At 43.1% G+C, this 14001-nt stretch carries 14 protein-coding genes and 1 tRNA gene; 4 read left to right on the top strand and 11 right to left on the bottom strand.

The window, feature by feature from the left end; all coding sequences use genetic code 11:
• Positions 1-597 (top strand): SRPBCC family protein, encoded by a 597-nt coding sequence (locus H6G32_RS01300; protein WP_190453659.1) that lies wholly within the window; start codon positions 1-3, stop codon positions 595-597.
• 100 nt (positions 598-697) lie between these two features.
• Here the strand turns inward: H6G32_RS01300 and H6G32_RS01295 are convergent.
• Positions 698-770 (bottom strand) — tRNA-Glu (locus tag H6G32_RS01295).
• A gap of 401 nt (positions 771-1171) precedes the next feature.
• Between H6G32_RS01295 and H6G32_RS01290 the strand changes: the two genes are divergently transcribed.
• Positions 1172-3091: a cation:proton antiporter gene (locus H6G32_RS01290; RefSeq protein WP_190453656.1), complete on the top strand. Its 1920-nt coding sequence runs from the start codon at positions 1172-1174 to the stop codon at positions 3089-3091.
• Here H6G32_RS01290 and H6G32_RS01285 read toward each other — a convergent pair.
• Entirely contained in the window at positions 3058-3672 is a 615-nt protein-coding gene (locus H6G32_RS01285) for a cytochrome b N-terminal domain-containing protein (protein ID WP_190453653.1), read from the bottom strand. The genes H6G32_RS01290 and H6G32_RS01285 overlap by 34 nt on opposite strands.
• Positions 3673-3777: 105 nt before the next feature.
• Positions 3778-4437, bottom strand: a complete 660-nt coding sequence (locus H6G32_RS01280; RefSeq protein ID WP_190453649.1) for an esterase/lipase family protein — start codon at positions 4435-4437, stop codon at positions 3778-3780.
• 646 nt (positions 4438-5083) lie between these two features.
• Here H6G32_RS01280 and H6G32_RS01275 point away from each other — a divergent pair.
• Positions 5084-6670 (top strand): hypothetical protein, encoded by a 1587-nt coding sequence (locus H6G32_RS01275; RefSeq protein ID WP_190453644.1) that lies wholly within the window; start codon positions 5084-5086, stop codon positions 6668-6670.
• Positions 6671-6775: 105 nt separating this feature from the next.
• Here the strand turns inward: H6G32_RS01275 and petJ are convergent, their stop codons facing one another.
• The 8 genes from petJ to H6G32_RS01240 all read right to left on the bottom strand — a co-directional run bounded on the left by petJ (position 6776) and on the right by H6G32_RS01240 (position 12495).
• Positions 6776-7120 carry a cytochrome c6 PetJ gene (petJ, locus tag H6G32_RS01270; RefSeq protein WP_190453641.1) on the bottom strand — a complete coding sequence of 115 codons (345 nt, stop codon included), beginning with the start codon at positions 7118-7120 and terminating at the stop codon, positions 6776-6778.
• Positions 7074-7208 carry a hypothetical protein gene (locus H6G32_RS26990; protein WP_255502378.1) on the bottom strand — a complete coding sequence of 45 codons (135 nt, stop codon included), beginning with the start codon at positions 7206-7208 and terminating at the stop codon, positions 7074-7076. The genes petJ and H6G32_RS26990 overlap by 47 nt, the downstream gene beginning before the upstream one ends.
• A 240-nt stretch (positions 7209-7448) precedes the next feature.
• On the bottom strand, positions 7449-7868 hold the full coding sequence (petE, locus tag H6G32_RS01265) for a plastocyanin (RefSeq protein ID WP_190453638.1): 420 nt from the start codon (positions 7866-7868) through the stop codon (positions 7449-7451).
• Between the two features lie 492 nt (positions 7869-8360).
• Positions 8361-8852 carry a photosystem II cytochrome c-550 gene (psbV, locus tag H6G32_RS01260; protein ID WP_015208362.1) on the bottom strand — a complete coding sequence of 164 codons (492 nt, stop codon included), beginning with the start codon at positions 8850-8852 and terminating at the stop codon, positions 8361-8363.
• A gap of 132 nt (positions 8853-8984) precedes the next feature.
• Positions 8985-9206, bottom strand: a complete 222-nt coding sequence (locus H6G32_RS01255; RefSeq protein ID WP_190453636.1) for a hypothetical protein — start codon at positions 9204-9206, stop codon at positions 8985-8987.
• 127 nt (positions 9207-9333) lie between these two features.
• On the bottom strand, positions 9334-10170 hold the full coding sequence (locus H6G32_RS01250; RefSeq protein WP_190453633.1) for a carbohydrate ABC transporter permease: 837 nt from the start codon (positions 10168-10170) through the stop codon (positions 9334-9336).
• Positions 10167-11075 carry a carbohydrate ABC transporter permease gene (locus H6G32_RS01245; RefSeq protein ID WP_190453631.1) on the bottom strand — a complete coding sequence of 303 codons (909 nt, stop codon included), beginning with the start codon at positions 11073-11075 and terminating at the stop codon, positions 10167-10169. Before H6G32_RS01245 ends, H6G32_RS01250 begins: the two co-directional genes overlap by 4 nt.
• A 181-nt stretch (positions 11076-11256) precedes the next feature.
• On the bottom strand, positions 11257-12495 hold the full coding sequence (locus tag H6G32_RS01240; protein WP_190453628.1) for an ABC transporter substrate-binding protein: 1239 nt from the start codon (positions 12493-12495) through the stop codon (positions 11257-11259).
• Positions 12496-12590: 95 nt separating this feature from the next.
• Here H6G32_RS01240 and H6G32_RS01235 point away from each other — a divergent pair, with 95 nt between their 5' ends.
• Positions 12591-13955, top strand: coding sequence for an MFS transporter (locus tag H6G32_RS01235; RefSeq protein WP_190453625.1), 1365 nt, complete (start codon positions 12591-12593; stop codon positions 13953-13955).
• Positions 13956-14001 lie beyond the last annotated feature (46 nt).

The raw sequence follows: 14001 nt of genomic DNA, 5'->3' as shown, positions 1-14001 counted from the left end.
GTGACTAAACAACAAAACACTATCAAGGGACTTGATAGCAACTCCCCTAGTGATCACACCAACCTAGAAATAACTTCGAGTGCTAACCCAGCTGCTGTAATAACCACTGATGTAGCAATCCAAGTTGAGAAAATATCAGAGCGGCAGCGGCAAATCAAGGCCACAGTACAAATTCCTCAACCAGTGGAAAAAATCTGGAATATTCTCACAGATTATGAAGCCTTGGTTGAGTTCATCCCCAACCTTGCTAAGAGTCGCTTGCTAGAGCATCCCCAGGGCGGTATTAGACTTGAGCAAATAGGCTCTCAGAGCTTGCTTAATTTCAAATTTTGTGCGCGTGTAGTTTTGGATCTAGAAGAACTATTCCCCAAAGCAATTAATTTCCAGATGGTAGAGGGAGATTTCAAAGGCTTTTCTGGTAGCTGGTGTTTAGAGCCTTATTCCCTCGGTGCAGCCCAAGGCACAAATCTCTGCTACACGATCCAAGTTTGGCCTAAGCTCACTATGCCAATATCAATCATTGAAAATCGCCTCAGCAAAGACCTGCGGTTAAACCTGTTAGCAATTCGTCAGCGGGTAGAAGCACTACCTAGTTAATAAGCTTGAAAAAGCGAGTAAAGTATCTCTAAAATCCACAGTAGTTATACTTTACTCACTCAGATAAAAGCTTTAGACTTTCTTCTTACTTTTTTAAAAGTACCCCCAGGGGAATTCGAATCCCCGTTACCTCCGTGAAAGGGAGGTGTCCTAGGCCTCTAGACGATGGGGGCATCTGTCTCAAACCTTTTATAAATTAACTGATTTTCCAGCAGATGTCAACAGTTTTTAGAAAAAAGTTTTGGAGGCAGCCAATAACCATAACTTTTGACCGAAAACGCTCCTGGGTCTCAACTGGAACATCACAGAGACAAAGAACATCTTTGATGGAAGAGCAGCCATTGAGGGCGGTTTGCTGGGCAGTGGGATCTTTTCTGTGATACTAACTAAAAGAGCACGCCCAACAGTTCCTACTTGATCCCTAACTAGCTGATCAGTGGGTATTATAAAAAACCAAGGATGAGAAAATCTCTGAATTCAGCAAGGGTCAAGAGATGTACTGTTGTACCCTGTAGAGCTAATATCTACTGTTCTTTACAAAAGATTTTGAAATAAATCACTCAAAATCTACAACATGGAAGCATCATTTGAAATCACCCTACAGATGGTGGCCACTGTTCTCGCAGGCATTAGCGCCCAGGTGCTGGCTGCATATCTGAAAGTACCCAGCATCGTCTTGTTACTCCTGCTAGGCATTCTGCTTGGCTCTGATGGCATTGGGCTGTTGCACCCACACTTGCTAGGCGCGGGACTGGAAGTGATAGTTGCTCTAGCAACGGCGATAATTTTGTTTGAAGGCGGACTCAACTTGGATTTGCGAGAGTTGGGCAAAGTTTCAGTTAGTTTGCAATTGCTCGTCACATTGGGAACCCTAGTCACACTAATGGGCGGTAGTATGGCGGCTCACTGGCTGGGCGAATTTCCCTGGAATATAGCTTTTCTCTACGCTTCGATCATCGTGGTGACAGGGCCAACGGTTGTCGGCCCTCTGCTCAAACAAATCAACGTAGATCGACAAGTGGCGACCCTTTTGGAAGGGGAAGGGGTTTTAATCGATCCAGTGGGAGCTATTCTCGCCTTCGTTGTCTTGGACACGATTTTGAATGGTGATGCTGACCCCATCAAAGCCATTATCGGTTTACTGATGCGTTTGGGTGTTGGCGGGGCAATTGGTGGCGCTGGCGGTTATCTGATGAGCTTGATTTTTAAACGCGCCAACTTTCTGTCATTTGAACTCAAAAACCTGGTGGTGCTGGCGGTACTCTGGGGTCTGTTTACCTTAGCGCAGACAATCCGCAGTGAATCGGGAGTGATGACAACGGTGATCGCTGGGGCCGTATTTGCCAATTCTTCGGTGCCAGAAGAACGCCTGTTGCGGAGCTTTAAAGGTCAGCTGACAATTCTCAGCGTTTCTGTACTGTTCATTTTGCTAGCAGCTGACCTATCAATTGCTAGTGTATTTGCCTTGGGTTGGGGCAGTTTATACACGGTTTTGGTGCTGATGCTAGTCGTTCGTCCGATTAATATTCTCTTGTGTACCTGGAACAGTGACCTCAATTGGCGACAGAAACTTTTTTTAAGCTGGGTAGCTCCGAGGGGAATTGTATCTGCTTCTGTTGCTTCTTTGTTTGCGATTTCTCTAACTCAACGGGGCTTCAACGGTGGTGATGCTATCAAAGCTCTGGTGTTCCTGACAATTATCATGACGGTTGTCTGCCAAGGGCTAACCGCTGGACAGGTTGCTAAGTGGCTGCAAATCACTTCTAAAGATGCAACTGGAGCGGTGATTGTGGGTTGTAATCCTTTGAGTCTGTTGATTGCCCGGTTTTTTCAAGAACGGGGAGAAAACGTAGTGATGATTGATACTGACTCGGAATATTTTGTCCAAGCTGAAGCCCAAAATCTCCGGGTGATTGCTAGCAGTGCGTTGGATGCTGAGGTTTTGGAAGAGGCGGGAATTAGCTCTCTTGGCACTTTTTTGGCGATGACGAATAACGGTGAGGTGAATTTTGTTTTGGCCCAACGGGCTGCTGAGGAATTTAACCTGCCGCGGGTCTTAGCGGTGTTCCCCCGTGATCCACAAGCGAATAACTCTGTAAATAGTAAAGTTAATCAAGCTTTTGTCTCAGATTTAGCGATTAAGACCTGGATTGAGTACTTGAATGATGGGCGTGTGAAGTTGGGGACAACGACCTTGAATGAGGAAGAATTTTCTAGCCAACAGGAGCATATACAGGAAAAGGTGCGGACTGGGGTATTAGTACCGCTATTGGTAGAACGAGAACAACGTTTACAGATAATGCAAGTCAGCCAAGAGTGGGAAATTGGCGATCGCATTATCTATTTGTTATATGATTCCCGACCGAATCTTTTAAAACGTCTATCTGGTGCTAGTCAGTCTACTCCCCTGTCTCTGGAAACGTTGCCAGAAGTTGAAGAACTACCCCTAGCTAAATTGTCTCAACTTTCTGCTAGTGAGGTTTCTAGCGGTTGAATTTCTTTTTCTTGCCAAAGTAAAGCAGATAAATGCACCACAGCCAGAATAATTACAGCAGGCAAAATAATGTAACTGTGGATGGCGTAGAGATGTTGTACAGTAACCGTGCTAATAGCTCCACCACCCGCAAGGATATCTCTGAGTTGCTCACCAATCAAAGGAATGGCTTCGATGTTTCTTAATTCGATGTTAAAACGCCAATATCCTTCTTGATCCCAACTCAGGAGCATTGCTGTCCAATTTAAGGCGATCGCACTCAGGGTAAATAAAATTCCACTAATCCAAGCAGTCAGCCAACTCTGGCGAAATTGCCTTCCTAAAAACATCACCACAATATCAATTAGAGCGAGGGCAATTACGGCATTACCAGCGATATCATGTGCTCTGTGGAATAACCAGCCGTAAGGCACTTGTGTATTAATCATTTTTAATGATTGATAAGCCCCTCCGGCTGTTGGTGCATAGTAAAAAGAGAGCAAAACACCAGTAGAGGTGTAAATCAGGCACAGGGTAAGAACCACGACAGATAATATCGTTGCTAGTCGCCGCAAAATCCGATCAAATTGGGTGGTTTGCATGGCTGACCCCTTTTTCTTTAACTAATTTTGTATTTATATTACAATTCTAGCTAAGAGATATTAAATTTATTGAAGAAAATTAGATATTTAAGCTAAATATGATATCTAAGCTTTTAAAGGTTCTGGTGAACCATACCAAATTCCCCGACTTCTGGGAGAATGCTTCACACCTTCAATGACAAGATTTTGGGCACCATCCAAATGAGCAGCTGCAATAGGTGTGATTCCATCACCCCAGGTGTTACCTTGCCCACAAGTTAATTGATAACTGCTGTAAGCTAACCAGCTACCACGCCGCCTTTCCCCAAAAATAGTTTTGCCAGCTACACAAACATAACGAACATTTTGATAAAAGGCTGCGGGGTAGTTATTGTTGACAAAATCTAGATTCCCGCGTGTCCAACGCTCTTGGCTAATATGAGGTGTCCCCAAGGTGATGAGAGTAGCAACCAAGGGATGTGCTTGCCAACAGCCTCCCAAATAAGGTTTTTCTCCTAGGTAAATACGGGATATCCACCCCCCTGCTGAGTGACCAATCAGGTTAATTTGGCTGGCATTATATTGCTGCATTATCTGCTTGACCGTGCGATCTAGTTGCTGCACAATCAGCGTTATTGGCCTTCCTCCAAAAGTGGGTATCCAGTCACGCCGTCGCAGTGGTACCGTAACTGTGGGAAAACCCAAATCTTGTAGAGATTGCTCTAGTTGGCGGTATGCGATCGCACTTTCTAGATAACCGGGTAAAATAACTGTTGGTAATGGCATCTGGGATAATTGGATACAACTTTAACATCCTCCCACCGCAAGGTAAGAGTATCACAATGTTTGCCAAAAACTCAACCCTCTTCCTATCTCTGCTTGCGCTCAGTATCAATCAAGGGGTGCATCGTTTTTAGCCCCACATTGATCTCATTGCTAACTTGCCGTATAGCGATCACCTTCTGCACGATTTAGGTAACTTGAGATTTTTCTCTAAAATCACCAGAAATATTTAAGGTAATATTTAATGGAGTGGGAATTTGGGAAAAAGTTTGATACTAGGATGATCTGGTAGTTTTGATGAGAATCATTGCATCTATTCAGCAAATATTTGGGTAGTGATAAAAGAAACTTGTTCAGAGATAGACGATTCCCCAAAGTCAAGTCTGATATAGCTTTTGAGCTTAATTTTGCTAGTCAGAAACATCATCAGTAGTAATTTTTCAATCCCCTGGTTAGCAAGTGCAAATTTTGAAGTATAATATTACTTGAATTAAAATAATAAAAAGAAAAAAAATGGCAATCTTCCTGTTTTGAGTGCTAGTCTAGGAAATTATTATTTATTAGAGAGCCACATCTCTAATAGTGCAATATAGTCTGAAAGATAAAATTGCTATTCAACTGCAACCGAGCCGAGTGAACGATAACAGCTATGTCTTACGCCTCCCTGCTGAGAAATATACCAGAAATCCTAAGCCAACCAACTGGGATAGCAGCTATAGCCTCTCTTGGCATCCACGGTGCTATTGCGTTGATTGTGCCATTGATGCCTGTGGACTCCAGTAAACCCAAAGCAACAGACTCATCAAAAACCGTCGGACTCCTGGAATTGAGCCAAGCTGACCAAAGCCGACTGCCACAAACCGCACCTGACCCATCCCAAATCGCCCTACAACAGCAACTGCCCCTACAACAACAACTGCCTTCAGCAAACTTTGGCGGACAGACGACTATCTTGCCCCCATTGCCTCCAGCGGCATCTAATCAGGTAGGAATGCCAGTTATCCCTTCATCAACTGCTAACTTCCGCACATCTTCTTTGCCCAGAAGGCAGTCTTTATGGCGCATTCCCAAAACAAATAATCGGTTTGATACCTCTAGTTTTAATATCAGTAGTAAATACTCTTCATCAGCTTCTCGTTTTAATGACCAAGATATCAGGATTGCAGACAGGTCTCTGGCTGTGAATAGGTTGCCAGAAGTCCAGGCCAATAATGTACGACCGGAAGATATAGGACCCGAACCCTCTAATATGGGCCCGATGACAACAGCAAGGGGAAATACCACCGAACAACCCATGCTGTATGGAGATGGTGCAGCAAAAGTTACTCAAAATGGGCCGCTAGTCGCTCCACTTGGAGAAATTCCACAAAGTACAGATAAATTAGCTCTGGCTGGGCAAAGTGTCCAAGGAAGTTCACTAAATAAAGCACCTGAATTGCCTGCTTTTAATAAACCAGGTTCATCTTCCAAGGTGACGGATGCGGCGATTGCACAGGGAAATTTAGAGGGTTTTGAAAACCTGAGAAAAGCAGTTCTGGAAGAATACCCGAATGCTAAACAAGAACCAGTTATTCGTGACACTATCTCTACGGATAAACCGGGTTTGGAAGGTACTGTTTTGGGTCGATTAGTCCTACATCCTGATGGTAAGGTATTGGACATCAAGTTCCAAGGCAATGCATTAAACCCTGAACTGGAATCAAAGACTAGGGAATATTTCAACGCTAATCGACCCAAGGTTGATCAGCGAATTAGCTCTTATCCATTCAACCTGCGGTTCCAAAATAACAGCAGTAAAACGAATGGGGTGACTCCAGAGTTAAAACCTACGCCGTCAACTACTATCAAACCAGCGATCGCACCAACAGCTAATAACAATCAGCCTGTGGCGATGCCGTCAACCACTATCAAACCAACAGCTAATAACAATCAGCCTGTGGCGATGCCGTCAACCACTATCAAACCAACAGCTGATAACAATCAGCCTGTGGCGATGCCGTCAACTACTATCAAACCAACAGCTAATAACAATCAGCCTGTGGCGACGCCGTCAACCACTATCAAACCAACAGCTAATAACAATCAGCCTGTGGCGACGCCGTCAGCAAATCCCACACCATCCTCTACCCAGGGAGTCAATGACAAGCAGCCTGTGCTATCTGCTGAATCTGCGAAAAAATTAACACAACAGTTACGCCAGTTGAGGGAACAAAGACAAAACTCTCAACAAAAATAATCAAAGTCTTCTGGAGATTTTGAATTAGGGATTGGGATCAGAAAAGAAAAACCCTCTGGTGTACCAAAGGGCTTTCTTCCTATGCAGACAAAACTTGCCGCTAAATTACCAACCTTGTTCTGCTTGTTGGAAAATATAAGCCGCTACCTCTGAAATCTCCTGAGTACTTAACTTGTCCTTAAAGGCAGGCATAGCATTTTTCCCGTTCTGCACTTGGTAAATAATCGCCTGGATAGGGTTGCTATCATAATTTTCCAGGTACTTTGACAATGCTTCCTTTTTCAAGGTTTTATGGTCAACGAGGATGTTACCACCACCTATATGGCAAGAAGCGCAGTTAGCATTAAAGATTATGGCGCCGTTGGCTGTTTCGGCAGCTAGTGCTGGATAAACGAATGTCAATTTAAGCAGGGCGATCGCCAACAGCAGGATTAATAAAAATATTCTCAAGAGATTCTCCTTGCAACAAGCATCCAGCAACTGAAAAACCTTGTCCAGTAGCTATTTTATGGCGGATATCAGCCTTTAAAGTTGCCAACCGCTATGTGTACTCTACTGTATGTTGCAGATAAATCCCCGATTATAGGTAAATCTGATTAAAATTGGCGGAACGAGCTTCATCCCAGTTATTATCACTAGGCTTTCACCATCTGAGGTAGGGATAAGTCTCGTTACCGCCTGCTCCATTGTGTGTCCCAAAGTGGGCTTATGGCTTATTGCTCGGCGCTAATACAAGCTATTGAGCAAGGAAAATCATCTGGCGTCAAAAGTGCTGTTGTTAGCCTTCGACAGTGATTTTGCCAACCATGCCAGCGCCACGGTGAGGTTCACAATAGAAGGTGTAATCACCAGCGGGTGCATCTGCTGGGAAGGTGGTTGTTTGCTTTTGACCAGGACTCATCAACAATTTCTTATAAGACAGCGCTGTGGCTAGAGCAGCGTCCTTAGCAGGGTTTTTAGCCTTATCAAACACAACGTTGTGGGGGGGAACTTTGTTGTTCACCCATTCAATGGTGTCACCTGCTTTAATTGTCAACTTTGATGGTTGAAATTGTAGTAGTCCTTTGTCACTACCCAGTTTGACTGTGTATGTGTCCGCCGCAGCGCTGGGGGTAAATACAGCAAAGCTGCTAACAACTAAAACAATTGTCAATACAGCTAGACTCAAGCGTCGCCAGCTGGCCGCAATCGATTTCATGGCTCTCTCCTAACAAATAGTTTTATTTTCTCTTTCTCATTTTAAATACAATTAACGCCAAACTATGACAATCTGTCGTAGATGCAATTTTTTTTTAAGGATTGGCAGTCATAAATAGCAAAAACCTGTGCAATCAGCAAAATTACTACATTGCCATACACTTATATATATATGTATTTAGTTTTTTGGAAAAAATGAAGTTAAACCGCAAAAACGTGGATTTTTATGTTTTATGAGGAAATAGCTTTAACTACAGTCTTAGTTGTGGATTAATCTTCAGTCTTGAGGTTATAGCTTGAGTGTAGGTAGTTACAAACCATTGACCCAAATAAAATTCCGAGTTCCCAGTCCTGACTCCAGAAAGAAAATTCCAGCATTGGCACAGAATTGATGGCAATCAGGTATCAGGACTCAGAACTCAGGATTTTACAGTAGTAAGGGTAGATTTCCCCGCCCCTACATCACATAGTATTGAGATTTGCTAGCCTGGATTTAGTAATAAATCTTGCCACCTCCCCACTTAATGCCAACAACTTTTGGTTGTAAGAGAACATGACCTGCGATCGCCACCAAGTCATCATCCGTCAGATTTCGCATTTCTGTGAAAATATCTGCACTCTTCATACTGGGATGCACTTCAGAAATTTCCTCTTCTCCGTCGTAAGTAGTGGGATTTTTCAGATAGTCCACCAAACCTTCAATATTGTTACGGTTAGGTGTTGCCAGTGCCAAATCTTCTGGAGTCAGTCCCACATTCTGGTTTGTCTTGGTAACTCCCCCAGCATGACATTGGGCGCAAGCGTAATTAAATAAAGCTTTGCCTTGCTTAACTTGTTTCAGGCTGAGTACAACGGTATCACCCTGAGCATTTAATGGCACTGTTCGGATAGCTTCATCCAGTTCCACCGCTGTTGCACTACCGACAACCAACTGAAACGTCAGCAAAACAGTAACCACAACAACGCCAATTAGTCTTTTAAACATGTTTCCCCTTAAAAATTTTGATGCTCAACACAGATCAACAAGCGATGCTCAATCTCCACGTTGCCAATTGCCAATAGCTAATTATTCTTTGCTATTAGTCATTAACGATTAGCCAAAGCCTGAGATAGCTCTTCAGGTGACTTCCGTATCACCCACCAAGTTGCTAGTACCTTTTGGGTGTGTTTCAGACAATATTTGGATTTGGGAAAGAATTGCCTTTGCATCCTCTAAGGCCAAACGGGTCTTTTGGTGTTTATAGGCAATTCCCAGTTGGTTGCACAGAGAAAACACTTTTTCTACAGGAATACTGTAGTCTGCTGCTATCTCTGCGATTGATAGGTCTGCAAAACCCATAATGCTTGTTAACTGATAGATAGAGATTGAGTCGCTGTAATACCAATATCACGTTAAGAGTGCAATTTGTTGCCCAAAATTGGGTTGAATCTCAGATAGGGTGATGAGGAGAAATAACTCTTAACAATTAACCTTTGCCCCCTGTCAAGGTCACACCTTGAATAAAATAGCGGTTAAAAAAGGCGTAAATGCCTAAAGCAGGCAAGGTGAATACCATAGAAGCGGCCATAATATAGTTCCAGTAGCTGATGTATTGACCTTTGAAGGTATTCAGTCCCAAGGGGAGAGTAAACATTTCCGGGTCAAACAAAATCACCAGGGGCAGTAAGAAATTATTCCAACTACCCATGAATACAAAAACCGCCTGTGCTGCCAGGGCTGGTTTTGCCAGAGGTAGGACAATAGAGCAGAAAATCCCCAAGGTATTTAAGCCATCCAGTTGCGCGGCTTCCTCTAGTTCTTTAGGAAAATTAACAAAAAACTGCCGCATCATAAAGATGAAAGTGGCATTGACCATACTGGGGACAATCATGCCCTGGTAGGAATTCAGCCAACCGATGGCTTTCAAAATCAAGAAGGTGGGAATCAAGGTAATCTGAGCCGGTACCGCCAACACCGCCAGAATCAAAAAAAACCAGAAGCGTTTACCCGCAAAGCGCAATCTCGCCAAGGCATAACCTGCCATTGAATTTAACAGCAAGTTTAAAATCGTCACACTCAAGGCAATCACCAGACTGTTGAACAGCCAACGCCAAAACAGCGATTCCTGTAGAAAGATTTGTTTGTAGTTGTCAAAAGTAAAATTCTGCGGTAAGAAATTCGGTGTACCGCTGACAATCTCCGATAGCGGCTTAAACGATGCCGAAAGTGCCCACAAAAAAGGAATTAGGGTGATGAGAGCATAGACACTCAGCAACAGGTATAACAGGAATTTGAGCCACCAAAAGCGAAAGAATTGAGTCAAATCCTTTCCCCTCCAAAAATTCGCCGTTGAATTAAAGTGATAGCAATGATTACCGCTGCCAGTAAAAAGGCAACTGCTGCTGCGTAGCCCATCTGTAAATTACGAAATACAGCTTGGTAAATTAGCAACACCACCGTTAGGGTAGCGTTGTTGGGGCCACCGGTGCCGCCAGAGAAGATATAAGATTGGTCAAACAGTTGAAAAGTGCCAATCACCCCCACGGTGACGACAAAAAAAGTTACAGGCTGGAGGAATGGAATAGTAATGTGTATAAATCTTCCCCACCCGCTAGCCCCATCGAGTTCAGCTGCCTCGTAAAGTGTTTGGGGGATGTCTTGCAACGCCGCTAGGTAAATCACCATGTAAAATGGCGCAGTTGACCAAATATTCATGATCATGATGCCTTTTAGGGCAACTGCCGGATCTCCTAACCAGTTATAAGTAGGAAGTCCCACCCAAGCGAGAAAATCGTTTAGTAGCCCATCGGTGTTATAAATCCACATAAAAATGAGGGTCAGTACCGCTGAAGATGTAACTGTGGGCAAAAAGTAGAGGATGCGCCACCAGTTTTTGCCGCGAATCCCAGAATTTAGAGTTATTGCTAGAACTAAAGCCAAAATCGTTTGAGTTGGCACCACAATTGCTACGTATTGTGCTGTGTTTCTCAACGCAATCCAAACCCGTTCATCCTCAACTAACTGCGTGAAATTGCCAAAGCCAATAAATTCATATTTAATGTCGCTGAGAAGTTGGACTTTGTGCAGTGCCAAAAATACAGCGTAGAGAATGGGCAATACTACAAAAGTTCCTAAAACTAGGATGGTGGGCATCATGAATAGATACCCAGTGAAGTTTTCTGTTTGATTCCATTTGGGGTTTCTTCGCCGCCTACTAGTCTCAAACATGACTGAACCTCTGCCTAAACTAACTGTAGCGATGGTTATGCATAATTATTTATCATAGTTAATTTTGAAATTTTGGCAGTTTATGTTCAATCAGTGGAAGCGGCTACTAATAAGTATAGGATTTTTTTCAGATGCCCGACTTCTTAGAGAAGTCGGGCATCTTGTTGTTTTATTTATTCTCCTACTTCATCATATTAATCTGATCATTAGCTGCGTTTTGGGCCTGCCACATTGCCTGTTTTAATGGTTGTTCTCCCAGTAGAGCACTAATAAACTGGTTGTCAAAATTGTTGACGATCGCACTTGGATAATTCCCTACCTGCCAAGGTGTAGCGTAATTAACACCCGCCACTAATGGCGATCGCAATTTATCCTGGTCATAGCCTAACTTTTCAGCCACAGATTTACGTGTTGGTAGGGCAAAGCCTGTACCCGTCCACTTGGACATCCCTACTTTACCCGTGAGATAAGAAATCAACTCCCAAGCTTCAGCTTTATGTTTTGCTTGTTTATTCATCACGTAGGCAACTGTAAAAACCATCGTGCCTTTTTTATTATTAATTCTCGGCACTTCTGCGGTAGCAAAATCTAACTGGGGAAAGGTTTCTTCTAAATAAGGAATTGCCCAATTACCCTCAATCACCATTGCTACCTTACTCTGACCAAACATTTCGCTCCCTGAATTTGTCCCCACATCTGATTTTTGGGCAGCAGTACGGTCTTTTTGATACTGGTCTATCACCAACTGTAAACCCTGTAAACCTGCCTCACCAGCAAAAGCTGCATAACCATTTTGGTCAACAATTTGTCCACCAAAAGCTTTAATTTTGTAAGCCTGACGTGCCAATTCTGGGATAATACCAAAGCCATATTTGTTAAATTTACCTGTCAACTGTTGGGAGTAGTTACGTAATTCATCCCAAGTAGTTGGGGGACTACTCAAGCCTGCGGCAGTAAAGGCTTTTTTGTTATAAAATAAAGCTAAGGTGGAATAGTCTTTAGGAAGACCATAAATATGATTTTGGGACTTAAAGCTGTTGAGTAGAGGTTCTTCAAAATCCTCTAGGTCAAATTCTGGGGTAATGTAAACATCTAGGGGTTCCAAGACATTTTGACTCATTAAAAAAGGAGCCTCCAATGCATCGAGATAGAAAACATCAGGGGCTGCTTCTCCAATCAAACGAGTTTTGATCACATCCATATATTGGTCAGATATCACTTCATACTTAACTTTGATTGCGGGATGTTGTGCTTCAAAGTCTTGCAATACTTGTGTTAAAAGTTTTGGCTCAACGGGGGAACCTCCCCAACCACTGAGTTTGATAGTAACTGAGGATGTGTTTGGCAAAGGTAGACTATGACAACTAATAATAGCGATCGCGATCAGCAATCCCAAAAAACTGAACAATCGATTTTTCATCACTTACTGATGACAGTCCTTCTACCCTCACTTATAACGAAAAATTATTAGTTCCTTGATTTAGCCTAGAGTGCTTCACCCGTAAATATTAAGTTATGGATTCTGTTCAGATTGAAACATCTGCACCTTTAAGTCTGGAAATTCCTCAGATTCAGGTAAATTCCAAATCTCAAACTGCCAAAAATTCTATTCGCACCAGTTTACGAGCCTCAACCTTGGATGCGGTTTTCTCAACAGTTTTTTCCATGACGACTGGCGGGATTTTACTCAGTAATTTTCTGGTGGAATTGGATGCAACTCCAGTGGTATTTGGAATGCTATCTTCAATTCCCATGCTAGTAAATCTGATTCAGCCCTTGGGTGCTTACTTATCGGAACGCACCACGAGCCGTTTTCAGTATTCTTTCTTAATTTATGGAATTTCTCGGTTACTATGGCTGATTCTCGTGATTGGCATTGCAGGTGCAAGCTGGGGAAAATTTAATTCTCAGCAGTTGGTGGTATTAACGCTCTTGATTGTCCTCTTCAGCCATCTTATAGGAGGGTTAGGAAGCGCATCTTGGCTCAGTTGGTTAGCAGTGATTGTTCCCCGGCAATTGCGAGGCAGATACTTTGGCATACGTAATAGCGCCATCACTTTTACCAATTTGGTCTACGTCCCTTTCGCTGGATTAGCCGTATCACATTGGCCTAGTGGGACTCAACAAGGTTATGGGGTAGTTCTGCTATTGGGTATTGTCTTTGGAATGGTTGGTTTAGGGTGTCAGTATTTCAAACGTGATATCAATCCCAAATTACAAAATAGTCATGTTGTCAAGTTATCTCCCAACAGTGAAAATGCACTTACCCCCATAGCTAACAACTCTTGGGTTAGTAGTATCTGGCAAAACTCTAACTTTTTGGTATTTTTGTTATATTTCAGCCTATGGATGCTAGCGATTAATCTCAGTGGACCTTTCTTTAGCCTCTATATGCTAGACACCTTGCAACTAGATGTGAGTTGGGTGACTGTTTATAGTAGCCTACAAGGGGCGGCCAATCTGCTAATGATGATTTTGTGGGGGAAATTAGCAGACAAAATAGGCAATCGTCCCATCCTGATCTTCATTGGGATTATGGTTGCAATTACACCATTGCTATGGTTGGGAATTGGTACTAGTAGCCTGAATCTTTGGTTATGGTTGCCACTATTACACATCTTTCTTGGGAGTATTTGGGCAGCAATTGACTTGTGTCACAACAATATGCTGATAGGAATTGCCCCAGTCAAAAATCAGTCTATCTATTTTGCGATCGTCGCTGCTGTGGCTGGAGCTAGTGGTGCTTTGGGCACAACCCTTGGTGGCTTTATTGCCCAACTTCCTCAGTTTCACGGGTTACTAGGATTGTTTGCTCTGTCTAGTGTGTTCCGACTAGCAGCGCTGATTCCACTGGCCTTTGTCCAAGAACCACAAAATTGAGGAGAGGGGGAAATTCAAAATTTTGAATTGTCCCGCCTCCCATCCA

It is taken from the genome of Cylindrospermum sp. FACHB-282, assembly GCF_014697195.1.
Taxonomy (GTDB): Bacteria; Cyanobacteriota; Cyanobacteriia; order Cyanobacteriales; family Nostocaceae; genus Cylindrospermum.
This window is presented reverse-complemented; position numbering and strand designations above follow the sequence as displayed.